The 17,662-nt window shown below is 36.8% G+C and carries 17 protein-coding genes; 13 read left to right on the forward strand and 4 right to left on the reverse strand.

Annotated features, from left to right (window positions below):
- The first annotated feature begins 98 nt into the window (after positions 1-98).
- The 4 genes from BCF58_RS05435 to BCF58_RS17570 all read left to right on the forward strand — a co-directional run bounded on the left by BCF58_RS05435 (position 99) and on the right by BCF58_RS17570 (position 4,059).
- Positions 99-602, forward strand: a complete 504-nt coding sequence (locus BCF58_RS05435) for an RNA polymerase sigma factor (protein ID WP_121460758.1) — start codon at positions 99-101, stop codon at positions 600-602.
- A 15-nt stretch (positions 603-617) separates the two neighbouring features.
- Complete coding sequence (locus BCF58_RS05440; RefSeq protein ID WP_121460759.1) at positions 618-1,433, forward strand: hypothetical protein; 816 nt, start codon at positions 618-620, stop codon at positions 1,431-1,433.
- Positions 1,434-1,674: 241 nt separating this feature from the next.
- On the forward strand, positions 1,675-3,708 hold the full coding sequence (locus tag BCF58_RS05445) for a M4 family metallopeptidase (protein ID WP_121460760.1): 2,034 nt from the start codon (positions 1,675-1,677) through the stop codon (positions 3,706-3,708).
- Between the two features lie 117 nt (positions 3,709-3,825).
- Complete coding sequence (locus tag BCF58_RS17570) at positions 3,826-4,059, forward strand: RNA polymerase sigma factor (protein ID WP_228434739.1); 234 nt, start codon at positions 3,826-3,828, stop codon at positions 4,057-4,059.
- Between the two features lie 132 nt (positions 4,060-4,191).
- Here BCF58_RS17570 and BCF58_RS05455 read toward each other — a convergent pair whose 3' ends face one another.
- Positions 4,192-5,727: a S41 family peptidase gene (locus BCF58_RS05455; protein WP_121460761.1), complete on the reverse strand. Its 1,536-nt coding sequence runs from the start codon at positions 5,725-5,727 to the stop codon at positions 4,192-4,194.
- 177 nt (positions 5,728-5,904) lie between these two features.
- Between BCF58_RS05455 and BCF58_RS05460 the strand changes: the two genes are divergently transcribed.
- The gene (locus BCF58_RS05460) at positions 5,905-6,999 is read left to right on the forward strand and encodes an MBL fold metallo-hydrolase (protein WP_121461054.1); all 1,095 of its coding nucleotides are present in this window, start codon (positions 5,905-5,907) and stop codon (positions 6,997-6,999) included.
- On the opposite strand, the gene BCF58_RS05465 is transcribed toward BCF58_RS05460, so the two are convergent.
- Both BCF58_RS05465 and BCF58_RS05470 read right to left on the reverse strand, forming a co-directional pair.
- Positions 6,996-7,283 (reverse strand): GNAT family N-acetyltransferase, encoded by a 288-nt coding sequence (locus BCF58_RS05465; RefSeq protein ID WP_121460762.1) that lies wholly within the window; start codon positions 7,281-7,283, stop codon positions 6,996-6,998. The genes BCF58_RS05460 and BCF58_RS05465 overlap by 4 nt on opposite strands.
- Positions 7,284-7,395: 112 nt before the next feature.
- Positions 7,396-8,670, reverse strand: coding sequence for a hemolysin family protein (locus BCF58_RS05470; protein ID WP_121460763.1), 1,275 nt, complete (start codon positions 8,668-8,670; stop codon positions 7,396-7,398).
- A gap of 156 nt (positions 8,671-8,826) precedes the next feature.
- On the opposite strand from BCF58_RS05470, the gene BCF58_RS05475 reads away from it, so the two are divergent.
- From BCF58_RS05475 to BCF58_RS05495, 5 genes are all read left to right on the forward strand, one after another.
- Positions 8,827-9,252, forward strand: coding sequence for a hypothetical protein (locus BCF58_RS05475; protein ID WP_147462033.1), 426 nt, complete (start codon positions 8,827-8,829; stop codon positions 9,250-9,252).
- 122 nt (positions 9,253-9,374) lie between these two features.
- Positions 9,375-10,277 (forward strand): helix-turn-helix domain-containing protein, encoded by a 903-nt coding sequence (locus BCF58_RS05480; protein ID WP_121460765.1) that lies wholly within the window; start codon positions 9,375-9,377, stop codon positions 10,275-10,277.
- Between the two features lie 85 nt (positions 10,278-10,362).
- Complete coding sequence (locus BCF58_RS05485) at positions 10,363-11,364, forward strand: aldo/keto reductase (RefSeq protein WP_121460766.1); 1,002 nt, start codon at positions 10,363-10,365, stop codon at positions 11,362-11,364.
- 54 nt (positions 11,365-11,418) lie between these two features.
- Positions 11,419-12,621: an MFS transporter gene (locus BCF58_RS05490; protein ID WP_228434740.1), complete on the forward strand. Its 1,203-nt coding sequence runs from the start codon at positions 11,419-11,421 to the stop codon at positions 12,619-12,621.
- Positions 12,622-12,624: 3 nt separating this feature from the next.
- On the forward strand, positions 12,625-13,623 hold the full coding sequence (locus BCF58_RS05495) for an MBL fold metallo-hydrolase (protein WP_121460768.1): 999 nt from the start codon (positions 12,625-12,627) through the stop codon (positions 13,621-13,623).
- Positions 13,624-13,893: 270 nt separating this feature from the next.
- On the opposite strand, the gene BCF58_RS05505 is transcribed toward BCF58_RS05495, so the two are convergent.
- Positions 13,894-16,113 (reverse strand): NADP-dependent isocitrate dehydrogenase, encoded by a 2,220-nt coding sequence (locus tag BCF58_RS05505; protein ID WP_121460770.1) that lies wholly within the window; start codon positions 16,111-16,113, stop codon positions 13,894-13,896.
- Positions 16,114-16,284: 171 nt separating this feature from the next.
- On the opposite strand from BCF58_RS05505, the gene tpx reads away from it, so the two are divergent.
- From tpx to BCF58_RS05520, 3 genes are all read left to right on the forward strand, one after another.
- The gene (gene tpx, locus BCF58_RS05510; RefSeq protein ID WP_121460771.1) at positions 16,285-16,785 is read left to right on the forward strand and encodes a thiol peroxidase; all 501 of its coding nucleotides are present in this window, start codon (positions 16,285-16,287) and stop codon (positions 16,783-16,785) included.
- Between the two features lie 82 nt (positions 16,786-16,867).
- Entirely contained in the window at positions 16,868-17,215 is a 348-nt protein-coding gene (locus tag BCF58_RS05515; RefSeq protein ID WP_121460772.1) for a VOC family protein, read from the forward strand.
- A gap of 13 nt (positions 17,216-17,228) precedes the next feature.
- Positions 17,229-17,636 (forward strand): glyoxalase superfamily protein, encoded by a 408-nt coding sequence (locus BCF58_RS05520; protein ID WP_121460773.1) that lies wholly within the window; start codon positions 17,229-17,231, stop codon positions 17,634-17,636.
- Positions 17,637-17,662 lie beyond the last annotated feature (26 nt).

Here is a 17,662-nt window from a genome sequence, read left to right on the forward strand (position 1 = left end):
ATTGAGGATTTTTTACTTTTAATGGAAATGTGTTGTGCTTTTTGTTAAAAAATGTAACATTTATGAAAAATTGCTACTAACTGTGCAGACTACAAGCCATGTCTTCACAGGAAAAAGAGTTCTTGGAGAAAATTGAAAAGCATAAGGGTGTGATTTTCAAGATTTCTAAGATGTATATGGATAATCGGGACGACCAGAATGATCTCTATCAGGAGATCATTTACCAAGCCTGGAAATCATACGCCGATTTCCAAAGGAAAAGTGATTTCTCAACCTGGCTTTACAGAACAGCGCTCAACACAGCCATAGTATTTCTCCGAAGTGAAAAAAAACGTAGTTTTATACAAAACCAAAGCATAGACAATCTTACCGTCCACCAGGAACCCTATAACGACACAGATGATAAAAATATGAAGAAGATGTATGAAGCCATTCACCAGCTCAGCCCCATTGATAAAGCTCTTATCTTTTTCTTTCTGGAAGATTTTCCGGGAAAGGAAATTGCCAACCAATTGGGAATTACGGAAGTGAATGCGAGAGTAAAGCTCAATAGAGCAAAAGCTAAACTAAAAGAAATAGTTGAAAAACAGAGAGACAATTAATCAAAACAGTAAGGAATGGAATTAGAAAATTTTAAAGAACTCTGGGATAAGGACAACAGGCAGTCCCCTCCCGAGGTATCTCTGGAAAAGCAGAATGAAATTCATTCGCCGCTACAGATGCTCAGAATCAATATGGAAACCGAATTCTGGCTAATGGTTATTACATTACCCACATTTCTCATTGGTTCTCCATTTTCAATAGATGATCCTAATATCAGGACAATATCAATCATTGTTACGGTTTTAACGCTTGCTTTTATGGTGTACTTCTATTCAAGGTTTCTCAAACTTTATAAAATGCTTAAAAGAAGCAGCATCAATACCAATTATGATTTATTTAATCTCAGGACACAGCTTTTGATTTCGAAAGAGATTTATATATCCTATTATATCGCTTATATTCCGTTGGCTTTGCTATTATCATTGATTAAGATTAATTTTCATTTTGATGTGGAATACAATCTTGCCATTTTCGGATTCAGTTTTTTCATCACCCTTTTTCTTATCTATTTTATCATAAAATATTGGATACATTATATGTACGGAAGGTATATTCAGGATGTTGTGCGTTTGGTGGACGAATTGAACGGAGTAGAGGTAAAGCCTCATATTTCCGGCAAAAAAACCTGGTTCGAACGTTCTCAGACTTACTTTATAACCCGGTACGGGATTAAAGGAAATGTACTGAATACCATTGTATGGTTTATTTCAGTGTATATCTGTATCACATTATTTTTCTTAATAGTTATTTTAATTGTCATTTTCATTGGGGTTAAACTGGATTTTGTTGATCTCCAATCCTTACAAAATGCCTTAGACAGGCTGAATTAAATATTTTGAAAAAAGAGTGTAACATTTTTCATTTTTTCCTACTAACTGACTACAAATTCTAAGCGTACTATTGATACGGTACATTTGAGTAAATTAAAAAAACACCTTAAAAGATGATGACCGGTAGATAAATTATCCACCGGTTTTTTATTTCGTTATAAAAAAATTAACAAAAATTTAAAATGACATGTAACATTTTGTTTTTTATTCTACTAACTGTGGGAAATAATTAAAAAATAATATGAAAAAGATCACTACAATTGTTAAAGCGTTGTCATTTGTTTTTGCTATTGGTGTTCCTACTTCTGCATTCCATGCACAGGATAGGAATGGAACGGAAATTTCTATTAAAGATCTGCCTAAGATTTCTGTTAATTCTTCTATAGGGAATTTTCAGGTCGGTTTTAGCGGGACAGATGTATCTGCTGATTTTTTATCTGCCCATTTGGGAGAGTGGCTGGGAACAAGCAGTGACCATACTTTTACATTCGTAAAAGCTTCAACCGATGAGCTGGGAATAAAACATTCTGTTTATCAGCATTTTTATAAAGGGATAAAAGTGGCGGATGAAGTTATTTTACTTCATGAAAAGGAAGGTAAAATTACTTTTGTCAATGGTGAACTAAGCAGAGATATCCATCTGGACATCAAACAACCGCTTACCAGGACAGAAGTAGAAAGCATTGTGAATGCAGATATGAGAGCAGCCAATGTAACTTTCGACGAGTTTGATCAGGTAATTACCAAAGTTATCACAGGAAAAGAAGTGAGCCTGCACCTGACAAACCAAATCAATGCTCTTTCATTAAAATCACTGGACAGCTATATGTATTATATTGATAATACAACGAAACAAATTGTAAAGAAGCTAGAAAAAATTCACCATCATAACATTCCTGTAAGTAATGTGGCACCTTTAGTTGATGCGTCGTCTACAAGCGCAACTTATTACAAAGGTAATCAGCAAATTACAGTGGATTCATACAATGGATCATATCGTCTAAGAGATAATGCAAGAAATATCCATACCTTGAATGGAACAAACTGGGATGGAAACGGAACAGCTGCAGGCGGCTTAACGGGAAATATTACTGAATATACCAATGCCACTGCAAATTTCACGGCTACAGAAACTAAGCCGCCTGTTGAAGTTCATTGGGCTATGAAAACGGCTTATGATTATTATGTAAACAGACATAATAGAAACTCGTATGATAATAACGGGTCTATTATCAGAAACTATTATAATATTAATTTTAACAGAAATTCAAGCACCGGAGCGGCACAAACTCCGGAAAACGGAGTAAATGCGGCAGCAATAGATACACAGGGAATTGTAGCGATGGTATATGGAAATGGAGCTTACCAGGGACAGGCGGGTTACTTTTATCCATTTGTAGCGCTGGATGTAGCTGGCCACGAGTATTCTCACCTTATGGTAAGCAGAACAGCTAATTTAGCATATCAGGGAGAATCAGGAGCGTTGAATGAATCTTTTGCCGATATATTTGGAGCGTCAATTGAATTTTATTCCAACCTGAGTCCGAACTGGACCATTGGGGAAGGGATTCCTAATCCGGCATTGGGGTTTACTTATCTAAGAAGCATGTCGAATCCTAATTCAGGTCCTGCGGCATTATCTTCCCAACAGCCGGACACTTATCAGGGTACTTACTGGGCGAATACGGCAGGTCCATATTCTCAAGCAAATGACTTTGGAGGAGTACATACCAACAGTGGGGTAGGAAATTATTGGTTTTACCTGTTATCTGTAGGAGGTTCAGGGACGAATGATATAGGGAATGCCTTTAGTGTGACGGGGATAACGATCCAAAAAGCAGAAAAAATTGCCTACAGAACACTGGCTAATTATCTTACGGCAAACAGCCAGTTTGTGGATGCCTATAATTTATCAAAACAAGCGGTAACCGACCTGTATGGAGCTTCAAGCAATGAGCAGCTTCAGAACGTAAAAGCATGGTACGCTGTTGGATTCGGTAACGGATTATTGGCAACCAATGAGGTGGGAAATAAATTGGAAAATCAGTTCAATATATATCCTAATCCGGCTAAAGGAGGGATATTTACCATAGAAAACACTAAAAATGAAGCTGTATTTGAATTATATGACGTTTCAGGAAGATTGATCAAGAAAGCGGAGAAACTGAACAGAGGGAAAAATAACATTCATATTGATGGTGTTCAAAAAGGAGTTTACTTAGTAAAAATTAATTCTGAGGGGTCTACTGTTTCCAAAAAAATAGTAGTTGAGTAAATTGAATGTACCGACATCATGATGAACCGACAGAAACTTCTGTCGGTTTTTTTTTATTTTAAAAAAAATCTGTAACATTTTTTTTGTAATAAAACTAACTCTATAGAGTAAGCAACCATGACCTCATCAGAACAGGATTTTTTAGAAAAAATAGAAAAGCATAAAGGAATCATTTTCAAGATTTCTAAGATGTATATGCATGAGAAAGACGACAGAGATGATCTCTTCCAGGAGATCACCTATCAGGTCTGGAAGGCATATCCTTCTTTCAGAGGACAAAGTGAATTTTCTACCTGGTTATACAGAATTGCTTTAAATACCGCCATTATTTTCCTGAAGTCCGAAAAATGAGAAGCTTTATAGCCAATGAAGATTTTTCCGGCTATAAAATAGTACAGGATGAATACAATGAGGACAAAGAAAAAAAGCTATTTGCGATGTATCATGCCATCCACCAATTAAAAAACCCTATTGATAAAACTTTTATTGTGCATTATTTCCTTTCTCTCTTTCAATCTCTTTCATCACCCAATCCATCTGGGGATCTCTTTTATCAATTATGTCCTGAATACTTTCAGTAACCGTTATATCCGGGATTACTCCTCTCCGGGTGTTGGTGAAATTGATATTGGGCTGTACCAGAAGTAACCCGATCGGTAAATCGATTTTAGAATTGGGAAGTTTTTGGTAAGAATAAAATCCTGCAACGGTGCCGTCATTGGCTCCTCCCGTTTCTTCTCCTACAATAACGGCGCGCTTATCATTCTTAAGCTTGGCTGAAATAATAGAAGATGCCGAAAAACTTCCACCATTGACCAGTATGAAAACTTTCCCATTGTAAGCATTCTTATTAGGCTTGGTGGGTTTGTTTTCTTTCATTTTGTAAAAAACTTTTCCGTCTTTTTTGTAAGTGCTGAAAGTCTGGGCAAAGAAATAAGTAGGATAGGTAAGACTCTTATAAGCATATTGCAGGACGTTGCTTTTTCTAAAATAATTGGTCTTAAGGGGAGTCATTTTAGAAGTAACCTCTGAAGGTTTTATCAATACAAAAGGTTCCGGGGCAAGATAAGAATACAGATTATTGATCTCATATAAAGATCCCCCGTAATTATTACGGATATCTATAATGAGATAAGAGACCTTTGCATTCTTAATATGGGCAAAAGCTTCCTTATAGAATTGGTCCGAATAGGATCGTGAAAAACTCCTTATTTTTACATACGCAATACTGCTGTCCTTATCCAGAAACCTGAAGTTTCTGTTATAGGAATTGTTAAAAGCGATATAATCATTTACTTTTTTTTCAGGCGTTCTTTTTTTCAGCTTCTTATCGTTTTCAATATCGGTTTTAGACTTTGTTTCCCTTTTTAAAGTATAAACTTTTTTTACGTTGTTATAGAGAGTCTCAATGTTGGCGCTGTCGGCAAGTCCATTTTCTGCGGTATAGAAATTAAAAAAAGTATCTTTCAGGAAATAAGGCTGAAAAGTAGTGTTAAATCCGTCACTGCTGATCAGGTTTCTGTACTTTTTAAGATAATCCGAGACCGGGACTTTATTAATTGCCAATATTTCAGTTCCGGGCAGTATTCCTTCAATAGAATCTTTATTTTCAACAATATACAAATGATCATCTTTCACGTAATATTCAAAACGGCTGAACATTCCCTTTTTATTCCGGAAAGATTTGAAATCTTTTTTTCCAAATTTTTTTCTTGGAATTCTGAGAGACAGATGCCCTTCGCGGATACTTGCAATAACGGGTTGTAAGGTAAAATAAAACTGAAGCGGAGTAAGCGGTTTGTTGAGAGTGCTTTTTACGCTGTCGAATTTATGGGCCAGCTCTTCTTTTGAAATATACCAATAGAGCTGGGGATGCATCTTCTGAAGTTTACGATAGGCATAATCCACATCTTGTTTCAGCTTTTCAGGAGGAATAAGAGAAGTGGTCTGTTCATTATGTTTTCGGACAGAACATGAGGTGAGAATTAAAAATAATAATACTATCGAATAATTTTTCAAGACAACTGAGTTTCAATCAATCTGCTAAATTACAGAGTTTTAAATTATTGAAGATTAAATCAATGATAAATTATTCTGAAATCCTTTTAATTTTAGTTAAAATAGTTGTGTCCTCATCCTATTGACTTTCATTTAAATCAAAAAGTCAATACATTTGATGCTTATTTAAAAAAACAAATGATTTATTTAATTATTACGATAGTTGGTTTAATAATACTCTATTTTATCATAACAGGTCAGCAGGCTTTCGGGGCAGAACCTAAGGGAGCGAGATTGCAACGAATACAACAATCGGGGCTTTATAAAGACAAACAGTTTCAGAATCTAAGCCCTACACCCTCTATTGCAGAAGGCTACAGCATGCCGAAAGTAATGTATGATTTCTTTTTTGCGAAAAAAAATCCGCTTTTAAAGCCCCTGAATAGCATTCCGTCTGTTCATACCAACCTGAAAAGCCTTTCAAGAAATGTAGATGTCTTCATTTGGCTGGGGCATTCATCCTATTATATTCAGGCGGATGGTATTTCTTTTTTGATAGATCCGGTACTGAGCTCTTACGGTTCACCGTTTAAATTTTTTAATAAAGCATTTCAGGGCTCAGATATCTTTACGCCTGAAGATGTTCCCAACCTGGATTATCTTGTGATTACCCATGATCACTTTGATCATCTTGATTATCCGACAGTGAAGGCAATCAGGGACAGGGTAGGCAAAGTAATTCTGCCCTTAGGAGTCGGGGCGCATTTGGAAAGATGGGGATATACCGCTGATCAGCTTATCGAAGAAGAGTGGGGAGCATCCATCGATTTAAAAAATAACAGTAAGATTACTTATACCCCTGCAAGGCATTTTTCAGGGAGAAAAATAAAAAGAAACAATACACTTTGGACTTCCTATGTTCTTGAGACACCCACTAAAAAAATATTTCTGGGCGGAGACAGCGGGTATGATACCCATTTTAAAATGATCGGGGATACTTACGGACCTTTTGATTATGCCATTATTGAAAACGGGCAATACAACGAAGCCTGGAAATATATCCATGCCTTGCCGGAAGATGTTATCCAGGCAAGTATAGATGTCAATGCCAGGAATATCATTCCTGTACATTCGGCGAAGTTTGCTCTGGCGCTTCACGCATGGAATGAGCCCCTGAAAAAAGTAACAGAACTTGGAAGAGGAAAAAATCTCGATATACTGACCCCAATGATCGGTGAAATTGTTGATTTAAATAAATCGGACAATCGCTTTACAACCTGGTGGGAAGACTAGGCGTGCCAGATGTCCTTGTACCTTGCCGGGTGATTTTCAAACTGCTGCCGTACAAAGTCGCATTCAGGGTCTACCAGCAAGTCTTTTTCCTCAGCATACCGTACAAGCTCATCTAAAAGCATTTTGGCATATCCTTTTCCTTCATGCTCCGGATCAAGCTTGGTATAATACACAATTAAAAGCCTTCCGTCAATCTCTATGGACATATAGCCTGCTTTTTTTTCATCTATTAATATTTGCAATTCGTCCTGATATGGAGATATTTCGAATTTTATATTTTCCATAATGATGAGATTTGGTTGATTATAACTAGATTCTTTACTTTAAAATTACGAATTAAAAATTATAAAACGATTATTCTCTGCTAAATATTGATTAATCCATAATTATAGGAGGTTACATTACTCTTTTTGCAAGAATTTTATCAATTCTGTTGCCATCCTTATCTACAATTTCCATAAGCAGATTGCCGATTTTTATCTGATCTCCGGTTTTCGGCATATTTCCGAATTCATCAATAAAAAGGCCGGAAACACTTATGAAATTCCTCTCAGTTTCCGGATCCATCTCTATTTTAAAATATTTTTTAAAGGTGTGAATGGAACATTTACCGTCTATCAGCCAGGAATTTTCGTTACGTTTGATAATTTCCGGCTCTTCATCAGAACCATCCGGGATATTACCTACCAGATCGTCCAGGATATCATTCAAGGTAATAATTCCTTTTGTCGTACCATATTCATCAATAACTACAGCAATATGGGATTTATTATTCTGAAAGCTTTCCATTAAAGGATAAATAAAGGAGTTTTCACTTACAAATACGGCTTTGCGGAGATGCCCCCGCAAATTAAAATTATGATGATCAAGATCAAACAGGTCTCTCATTTTTACAATTCCGATAATGTTATCGAGATTATTGCTTTCAGTAACAGGGTAAGTGGAATAGGAGCTGTTTTTGATTTTTTCTTTTACGCTTTCATAGCTGTCATCGGCATCTAAAGAGATGATATTGGAACGATAAGTTGCTAAGGAACTCACTCTTCTGTCTCCCAGTTCAAAAGCATTCTTTAAAACATCATGCTCTTTTTCCTCTATAATTCCGCCTTCTTTTCCTTCTTTGATGATGGATTTTATTTCTTCTTCGGTCACCAGCTCTTTTTCATTATTACTGATACCCATAAGTTTCAGGACACCCTCATTTGTAATAGTCAGAAGCCATACAAAAGGAGAAGCCAGTGCTGAAATCCAATACATGGGCTTGGCTATAAACATGGCAATTTTTTCAGGAAATTTTAATCCGATCCTTTTGGGTAGTAATTCTCCGAATACAATAGACAGGAAGGTAATAACCACTACAATCAGCACCGATGCAATGCCTTTGGAATACTCTGTCAACCCCTCAAATGTTGAAATATATTGCGCCAGTCCCGCAGTTAGCTTGTCACCGGAATAAATACCGAGTAAAATACCGATCAGGGTAATGCCGATCTGTACCGTTGAAAGGAATTTATTAGGATTTTCTGAAAGTTCCATGGCTGTTTTGGCATTAGAATTACCCTTTCTTTTTTCGCTTTTCAGCTTGAAATTTCTGGAAGAGACCAATGCCATTTCAGACATCGAGAAAATGCCATTCAGCAGGATAAGAAAAATAATAATAATAATTTCCATAAAGTGGTAAATATCTAATGGGTTAACATAAAAATAGAAAATATTTTAATCGTATCCACCGTATTATAAGGGTTTTAACAAAAATTGTGATATATGAAAGCCTTTTGGCATTTAAATTGTGATTACTATACCGTTGAATCAAAAAAAACAACAGAAATGAAAAAAATATTATTAACAGTGATGTTTTTAGGAACATTTACATTGAGTTTTGCTCAATCAGATTATTATAACGATTACAAAAGAAGTATTGCAGATGTTAACTGGACTACTGTAGCTACAGATTTGGTATTGAGTGCCATTCAGGTTAAACAACTGAATACATTGAATAGCAGATATTCAGATTATAACACGTGGCTTAGAGTATATGGTGATAATCCTGACAGATGGAGAACCGACAGATACTATGAAATAGAAAGAATTTTAGGGCCGCAAAAGTATCTGAAGTTTAAAAATAAATATTATAAAGGAAAAAATCCTGTGGCTGTTTATAACAGAAATAAAAATAACCACAAAAAATATAAGCAAATGGCTCCAAAGGCAAAAGTACATAAAGCTGTTAAAGGAAATGGCCATAAGCATTAATCAATTATTCAACTATACATTCAACTTTTTTAATGACTGATCTCCGGATCAGTCATTTTTTATTTTATCGATTATTATCATTTTTATATCAGAATGATGTTTGAATTTTATAATTTTGGTTCATGGAATCAATAGAAACAGTAAGAGGGTTTTATGAGCGTAATGCCATAGGCGGTTTTTCATGCATCAAAACTCCGGGAATCGGACACTTTAATGTGTTCTCCAGAGAGAACTGTTCATCTGTCACGCCTTATAGCAGGAGGGATTATTATAAAATTTCTTTAATTATAGGAAAGGGGAAGCTTCATTATGCCGATAAATGGATCTATGTAGACCGGCCTGCATTATTATTTTCAAATCCTGTTGTTCCGTATTCCTGGGAAGCGGAAGAAGAAAATCAGAGAGGCTGGTTTTGCCTTTTTACCGATCAGTTTTTGCAAAATGGGAGCAGGCTGGGAAATATTCAGGATTCCCCTCTTTTCAAAATCGGAGGAACGCCCGTTTTCTTTGTAGATGAACAACAACAGAAATCCATTTCCGAAATATTCATAAAAATGATGGCGGAAATCCAGTCCGATTATCTGCATAAATATGATATGTTACGGGCTTATCTTCACCTTCTGGTTCATGAAACCATGAAAATGCATCCTGCGGAAAGTTTCGAACATTACCAAAATGCTTCACAAAGAGTGGCTTCCTTGTTTATGGAATTGCTGGAAAGACAATTTCCTATTGACAGTCCGGAAGCATATCTTAAGCTGAAAACCCCCACAGACTATGCGGAAAGCCTGTCTATTCATGTTAATTCTTTAAACCGGTCTGTAAAGGAAATTACAGGAAAAACAACAACACAACAAATCACCGCAAGGATCATTCAGGAAGCGAATGCGCTTTTACAGCATACTGACTGGAATGTTTCTGAAATAGCCTATGGATTAGGGTTTGAAGAACCTGCTTATTTTACCAATTACTTCAAGAAGCAAACAGGATATACTCCTATTGCACTCAGAAGTAATCTTGTTTGATTTTTATAATTCTTAGTTTGAATTCTATATAAAGAACTGATCGTTCTTGTTCTAATTTTGTTCCACTAATTAAATCACAAACATTATGAAATTTAGAAAATTAGGAAACACCGGAGAACAATTATCTGCTATCGGGCTGGGATGTATGGGAATGAGCTTTGCGTATGGCCCTGCAGATGAAAACGAAAGCATCAACACCTTACACAAAGCATTGGATGCAGGAGTTAACTTTTGGGATACTGCAGATATGTATGCCAATGGGGAGAATGAAAAACTGATTTCTAAAGTATTGGTACCCAATCGGGATAAAATTTTCATTGCCACCAAGTTTGGATTCAGGTTTAAAGATGGTAAAGCAAGTCACAGCGGAGCTCCGGGAACCTATTTTGATGGCTCTCCGGAATGGATTAAACAGGCAGTTGATCTAAGCCTTCAGAGACTTAAAATAGACACCATTGATCTTTATTATGCCCACAGGATAGATCCGAATATTCCCGTTGAAGAAACAGTAGGAGCTATGGCAGATCTGGTAAAGGCAGGAAAAGTAAGATATTTAGGATTGTCCGAAGCTTCGGCGGAATCCATCAGAAAAGCCAATAAAATTCATCCGATTACCGCTTTGCAATCAGAATATTCTATTCTTACCAGGGATGTAGAAAAAGAAATTTTGCCGACTATCAGGGAACTTGGAATTACTCTGGTGCCTTATTCTCCTTTAGCAAGAGGACTTTTTGCGAACATCAATGAAGTTCAGAATTTCGGAGATGATGATTTCAGAAAATCGTTGCCGCGTTATCAGCAGGAAAATCTTGAAAACAACAGAAACCTGGCTAAGGAATTCAATGATTTTGCAGCTTCTAAAGGGGTAAAAGGAACACAGCTGGCTTTAGCATGGGTGGTGAACCAGGGAGAAGATATCCTTCCTATTCCGGGAACCAAGCGCATCAAATACCTGGAAGAAAATATTCAGGCCATTGATATAGAACTTTCTCCATCTGACCTGGATACCATAGATACCCTTCTTAAAAAGTATCCGAATGTTGGCGAAAGATATACTGAAGGCTCTATGAAGCTTGTTAATAATTAAACTGATATATATGTCCGGGCTTTGAAATTTCAAAACTCAGATTTTTTTAAAAAGATGAAAAGGTCAATGAGGATCCTTAAAGAAAAAAACAAATTTATTGCGACGGTGCTGGCTTTTGGGATGATTCCCATATCAGGTTTGGCAACGGATATTTATCTGCCTTCCATGCCGAGTATGGCGACGGAATTCAACCTTCCTGAAAGCAGCATTCAGCTTACCCTATCCATATTCCTGATCAGCTATGGACTTACCCAGTTCTTTGCTGGAAGTGTTGTGGATTCATTTGGAAGATACAGGATTTCCCTGATCTCCATGTTTTTGTTTATCGTAAGTTTTTTAATTACCGTATCCACCAAGAATATTATGGTAATTTATGCCATGCGGGTCATGCAGGGTGCTTTGGCAGGTCTTGCGGTTGTTTCCAAACGGGCATTTTTTGTAGATGTATATGAAGGTGAACAGCGGAAGCACTATCTAAGTATCATGACAATCGTCTGGTCGGTGGGCCCCATCATTGCGCCGTTTATCGGAGGATATTTGCAGAAGCATTTCGGATGGCAGTCCAACTTTTATGTACTGGCCGGATACAGCTTATTGTTACTGATTCTGGAATTGATGTTTTCCGGAGAAACGTTGAAATCCAGAAACCCTTTCCATATCAACTTTTTACTGAAAGAATATGACAGGATGTTCAGAACCAAAGATTTCTTCTACGGAATGCTGATGTGTGGATTGAGCTATGCGATGGTTATTTTCTTTAATCTTTGCGGGGCTTTCATCATTGAACATAAAATGGGCTATTCCGAAGTCATTGCAGGTTATGCTTCCCTGATTTTAGGTTTTGCCTGGATGGTGGGAGGTTTTATAGGAAAAGCATTGATGAATAAGGCATTTTTACCCAAGATCCGGTATGCCAATTTTATTCAGCTTGCTTTGATCATCCTGATGTTTGCGGCATCTTACCTGACAAGCAATCTTTATACTTTAGTAGCATTTGCTTTTGCGATCCACGTGACGGCAGGATTTATATTTAATAATTATTTTGCCTACTGTCTGGGGAGATTCCCAAATTCTGCGGGACTTGCAGGAGGGTTAACCGGGGGAGTGGCATTTATCATCACTTCAGCCATCAGTTACGGAATCGTAGCAATCATTAAACCTGAAATCCAGCTACAGGTAGCAGAAGGATATTTCATATTGGGAATCCTGGGGCTCTTTATTTTAAGCATGATCAAAATCAGAAAAGCACATATTTAAACGATGAACAGAAGAGAACTTTTAAAAAATGGATTGTTAGCCGGAGCATTAAGCGTCACTCCTTTTTCAGGTATTTTTGCTGCGGCCAACGGAAAAAAATATTTGAAACCTGAAAATGATCTTTCTGGATTCAAAAAAATTCTTCTTGGAGAATTGGAATTATTCATCCTTACAGACGGATATATTCATGAAAAAGACTTGAAATCTTTCGCTCCGAGAGGAAATTTATCACAACTGAAAACTATTCTTAAAGACAATTTCCGGTCTGATGAATATATTGATATGGCTATGAACATCCTTCTTGTGAAAACCAAGGATAAACTGATCTTATTGGACGCGGGTATGGGTATTTTTGCGGATGAAAGAACCGGGTTTTTATTAAAAAGCCTTCAGAAATCGGGATTTTCTCCCGGTGATATTACAGATGTGTTTATTTCACATGCCCACCCGGATCATATCGGAGGAGTAGTGGACAAACAAAATAAACCAGTATTTCCTAATGCCAGGCTTTTTATTTCAAAAGTAGAATTTGATTTCTGGATGAAAGCTACCATTAAAGATTTCAGCAACAGTGCCCTGAAGGCCCAGCCGGAGTTCCTTAATCAGATTATTCCTGCCGTTCAGAATATATTGAAAACCATACAGCCTCAACTGAACTTTTTTAACCTGAATAAAAATCTTTATGATCATTTCAGTTTTCAGCTGGCTCCGGGACATACTCCGGGCTTAACGGTGATGACGATTACTTCTGGGACAGAAAAACTGGTTTATATAGCTGATCTTATTCATTCCGATGTGATTCTTTTTCCGAATCCGGATTGGGGATATTTCGGAGATACGGATCTGGATATTGCTTCTGGGTCCCGCATCAAACTTCTTCAGCAATTAGCAGACACAAAAGCAAGAGCTTTTGCCTATCATTTGCCGTGGCCGGGATTGGGTTTTACTAAAAAGAAAGCCAAAGGATTCGAATGGATTCCGGAAGCCTTTATGAATCCTTAATATTAATATTTTATATTTTTCTACTCATAATTTTCTACAATAAATCCTCCCGGAAACGAGAGGATTTTGATGTATTACCCTTTTAAATTTGCCCAACTTTCTAAATTACGAGACTCATGTTTTAAGCCTGGATAAAACAGCAAGGGTTTTACAGAACTTAAATCAACTGAAGTGTTATTAGCTTTGTGTCTTTTGTAGGTAACTACCAGAATAAATCTAACAAAAAAGCTCCTTAAAAAAGGAGCTTTTTTGTTATCGTATAAACTGAAATTAAATTCCGTCAATGATTTCATTTAAAACTGTACTAGGTCTCATAGCTGCATACGTTTTATAAGCATCAGCTTTGTAATAACCACCGATATCCTGAGGTTTCCCTTGAGCACCGATTAATTCTGCATTAATAACAGCTTCGTTTTCCTGCATTGCTTTTGCAATTGGAGCAAATCGTGCTGCTATTTCTGCATCAGCAGTTTGGTTAGCCAAAGCTTCAGCCCAATACATTGCCAGATAGAAATGAGAACCTCTGTTGTCGATTTGTCCTACTTTTCTTGCAGGAGATTTATCGGTAGCCAGGAATTTTGCATTCGCTTCGTCTAATGCATCTGCTAAAATCTGAGATTTGGTATTTCCCTGAGTTTGAGCCAGATGCTCTAAAGAGGCCTGAAGGGCTAAGAATTCGCCTAAAGAATCCCATCTTAAATATCCTTCTTCTACAAATTGCTCAATATGTTTTGGAGCAGAACCACCGGCTCCTGTTTCAAATAAACCACCACCATTCATCAATGGAACGATAGACAGCATTTTTGCAGAAGTTCCCAGTTCAAGGATAGGGAAAAGGTCCGTTAAATAATCTCTCAATACGTTCCCGGAAACAGAGATCGTATCTTTACCTTCTCTTGCTCTTTTCAATGTTTCAGTCATGGCATCTTTTACATCAAGAATCCTGATGTCAAGACCTGTAGTATCATGATCCTTAAGGTATTTTTCTACTTTTTTGATGATTTCTCTGTCATGAGCTCTTCCTTTGTCTAACCAGAAAATAGCAGGCGTATCAGAAAGTCTTGCTCTGTTAACGGCTAATTTTACCCAATCCTGGATCGGAGCATCTTTTGTCTGGCACATTCTGAAGATATCATTTTTTTCTACTTTTTGGGAAAGAAGAACATTTCCTGCTTCATCCTGAACCTCAATAGTTCCTTCTGCCATAGCCTGGAATGTTTTATCATGAGAACCATATTCTTCCGCTTTCTGGGCCATCAATCCAACGTTTGGTACAGAACCCATGGTGGTAGGGTCTAATTTTCCGTGCGCTTTCATATCATCAATTACAGCCTGATAGAAACCTGCATAAGAACGGTCAGGAATAATACAAACAGTATCCTCTTCGTTTCCGTCTTTATTCCACATTTTACCTCCGCCTCTTACCAAAGCCGCCATAGATGCATCAACAATAATATCAGAAGGAACATGGAAATTCGTAATTCCTTTATCGGAATTTACCATCGCCACTCTTGGTCCGTTCGCTAAAGCCGCTTCAATATCAGCGTTGATTTCAGCCTCCTGGGCATTTCCTTTGATTTTTTCGAAAAGATCAGCAAGACCGTTATTTGGATTAATATCTAAAGACCTGAACGTCTCCGCATATTTTGTAAATACATCTTTAAAGTAAGTTTCTACGATAGCCCCGAAAATAATCGGGTCAGAAATTTTCATCATCGTTGCCTTTAAGTGGGCAGAAAGAAGTATATTTCTGTTTTTAGCTTCATCAATAGCCTGCTGAACGAAAGCTTTCAATGCACTTAGATTCATTACAGAAGAATCAATCACTTCACCTGCCTGAAGATTCGCGAAATCTTTCAGTAAAGTTTCAGCACCATCGTTTCCTTTGAATACGATTTTAAATTTAGTGGCATTTTCTACTGTAGTTGAAGTTTCAGTACCATAGAAGTCTCCACTGTTCATATGGGCTACATCTGTTTTGCTGTCGGAAGCCCATTCACCCATTTTGTGAGGGTTTGCCTTAGCGTAGTTTTTAACAGCTTTTGGAGCACGTCTGTCAGAATTTCCCTCTCTTAACACTGGGTTTACGGCACTACCTAAGACTTTAGCATATTTAGCTTTAATAGCCTTCTCTTCGTCATTTTTAGGCTCAGCAGGATAATTAGGAACTGCGAAACCTTTTCCCTGCAATTCAGCAATCGCTTCATCCAATTGAGGAACGGAAGCCGAAATGTTAGGTAATTTAATAATATTTGCATCAGGTTGAGTGGCCAATTGACCTAATTCTGCCAAAGCATCACCAATTTTCTGGTCATCTTTCAGGAACTCAGGAAAGTTCGCCAAAATTCTTCCTGCTAAAGAAATATCCGGAACAGCAATTTCAATATCTGCTGATTTTGTAAAAGCTTTTACGATAGGTAAAAACGAGTGTGTAGCCAGCATTGGAGCCTCATCCGTTAATGTGTAGTAGATTTTTGATTTTTCTGACATTATACTGTTATTTATTATTTGAAATTTTAAATCCCACAAATTTAGTTAAAATTTAAATTTTTTAAATTAATACTCAGTAAGATTTTGCACTTTAAGAATTATTTAACCTTTATCAGAGAGGAAATGCGGTGTAATTTGAGTAAATTTGAGAAAACTAAAAAAACAAAGTTTATGTCAACTACTATTACTTTAAAAGGAAATGAAGTACATACGATAGGAGTTCTTCCGTCTGTAGGAACTACCGTAAGGGATTTTGCACTGGTAGATTCCAATCTGCATGTTAAAACATTGCAGGATTTTGATGGTAAGAAAAAAGTCTTCAATATATTTCCAAGTATAGATACGGGAATTTGTGCGGCTTCTGCAAGAAAATTCAATGAAGAAGCTTCAAATCTGCACAATACTGTCGTAATCAACATTTCAAAAGATTTACCTTTTGCATTAGGCAGGTTCTGTGCTGCGGAAGGCCTGAACAATGTTGAAACACTTTCGGATTTCAGAAGCAGTTTTGGTGATGACTATGAAGTAACTATTACAGATTCTCCAATGAAAGGTCTTTTGAGCAGAGCAGTAATTGTTACCGATGAAAATAATAAAGTAGTATATACGGAACAGGTTCCGGAAATCACTCACGAACCTAATTATGAGGCAGCGATTGCAGCTTTAAAATAATGACGGCATACAATTGATATAAAGCCTTGTGAGAATCTTATTTTCGCAGGGCTTTTTCAGCATAATATTTCAGCTTAACAGAATGGTAAAAAGAATTGTAGCTCATATAAAAACAGACGATTTGTCAAAAGCAAATCATTTTTATCAGGATATTTTAGGACTGGATTTGCTTATGGATCATGGCTGGATTAAAACCTTCGGAAATGATAACGAAGCAAAAGTTCAGATGAGTTTTGCTACACAAGGGGGAAATAATACAGAAGTACCTTATCTCTCCATTGAAGTTGATGATGTAGATGAGGTATATAATGCCATTAAAAAATCCGAATTCGAGATTATATATGATATTACAGATGAAGATTGGGGAGTGCGCAGGTTTTTTGTAAAAGATCCGTTAGGTAATGTAATTAATATTCTTTCACACTCATAACGTATTATAACCAATGACAGCAGAACAGGTGATACCTATCTTAAGAATCTTTGATTATCAGAAAACCATTGAATTTTATGTGGACTGGTTGGGTTTTGAAATTGTTTGGGAGCATCACTTTGGTGAAAATGCTCCCGTTTATATGGAAGTGAAAAAGAATAATATCGTCCTGCATTTAAGCGAACATCACGGAGACGGAACTCCCGGAAGCCGGGTTTTTATCTGGGGAGAAGGAGTGGCGGAATATCATAAGGAATTAATAGAGAAACAATATAAGTATAACCGTCCGGGCCTGGAAAAAACCTTTTACGGGGCTATTTCCTTTACGGTGGATGATCCGTTTGGAAATAAAATTATTTTCAATGAAAAGTTTGATAAAGAAAAACATAACAATGTAGTATTTTGCTGTCAGAATGATTAAGCAATATTGAGCCAGATCATAAGATG

Source organism: Chryseobacterium defluvii (genome assembly GCF_003634775.1).
GTDB classification, from domain to species: Bacteria; Bacteroidota; Bacteroidia; order Flavobacteriales; family Weeksellaceae; genus Chryseobacterium; species Chryseobacterium defluvii.

What these genes read in the sequence shown, in the direction of transcription:
- BCF58_RS05445 (WP_121460760.1), top strand. Translation starts at nt 1,675, where the DNA reads ATGAAAAAGATCACTACAATTGTTAAAGCGTTGTCATTTGTTTTTGCT.
- BCF58_RS05515 (WP_121460772.1), top strand. Translation starts at nt 16,868, where the DNA reads ATGGTAAAAAGAATTGTAGCTCATATAAAAACAGACGATTTGTCAAAA.
- BCF58_RS05440 (WP_121460759.1), top strand. Translation starts at nt 618, where the DNA reads ATGGAATTAGAAAATTTTAAAGAACTCTGGGATAAGGACAACAGGCAG.
- BCF58_RS05520 (WP_121460773.1), top strand. Translation starts at nt 17,229, where the DNA reads ATGACAGCAGAACAGGTGATACCTATCTTAAGAATCTTTGATTATCAG.
- BCF58_RS05480 (WP_121460765.1), top strand. Translation starts at nt 9,375, where the DNA reads ATGGAATCAATAGAAACAGTAAGAGGGTTTTATGAGCGTAATGCCATA.
- BCF58_RS05470 (WP_121460763.1), bottom strand. Translation starts at nt 8,670, where the DNA reads ATGGAAATTATTATTATTATTTTTCTTATCCTGCTGAATGGCATTTTC.
- BCF58_RS05460 (WP_121461054.1), top strand. Translation starts at nt 5,905, where the DNA reads ATGATTTATTTAATTATTACGATAGTTGGTTTAATAATACTCTATTTT.
- BCF58_RS17570 (WP_228434739.1), top strand. Translation starts at nt 3,826, where the DNA reads ATGACCTCATCAGAACAGGATTTTTTAGAAAAAATAGAAAAGCATAAA.
- tpx (WP_121460771.1), top strand. Translation starts at nt 16,285, where the DNA reads ATGTCAACTACTATTACTTTAAAAGGAAATGAAGTACATACGATAGGA.
- BCF58_RS05505 (WP_121460770.1), bottom strand. Translation starts at nt 16,113, where the DNA reads ATGTCAGAAAAATCAAAAATCTACTACACATTAACGGATGAGGCTCCA.
- BCF58_RS05465 (WP_121460762.1), bottom strand. Translation starts at nt 7,283, where the DNA reads ATGGAAAATATAAAATTCGAAATATCTCCATATCAGGACGAATTGCAA.
- BCF58_RS05475 (WP_147462033.1), top strand. Translation starts at nt 8,827, where the DNA reads ATGAAAAAAATATTATTAACAGTGATGTTTTTAGGAACATTTACATTG.
- BCF58_RS05485 (WP_121460766.1), top strand. Translation starts at nt 10,363, where the DNA reads ATGAAATTTAGAAAATTAGGAAACACCGGAGAACAATTATCTGCTATC.
- BCF58_RS05435 (WP_121460758.1), top strand. Translation starts at nt 99, where the DNA reads ATGTCTTCACAGGAAAAAGAGTTCTTGGAGAAAATTGAAAAGCATAAG.
- BCF58_RS05490 (WP_228434740.1), top strand. Translation starts at nt 11,419, where the DNA reads ATGAAAAGGTCAATGAGGATCCTTAAAGAAAAAAACAAATTTATTGCG.
- BCF58_RS05495 (WP_121460768.1), top strand. Translation starts at nt 12,625, where the DNA reads ATGAACAGAAGAGAACTTTTAAAAAATGGATTGTTAGCCGGAGCATTA.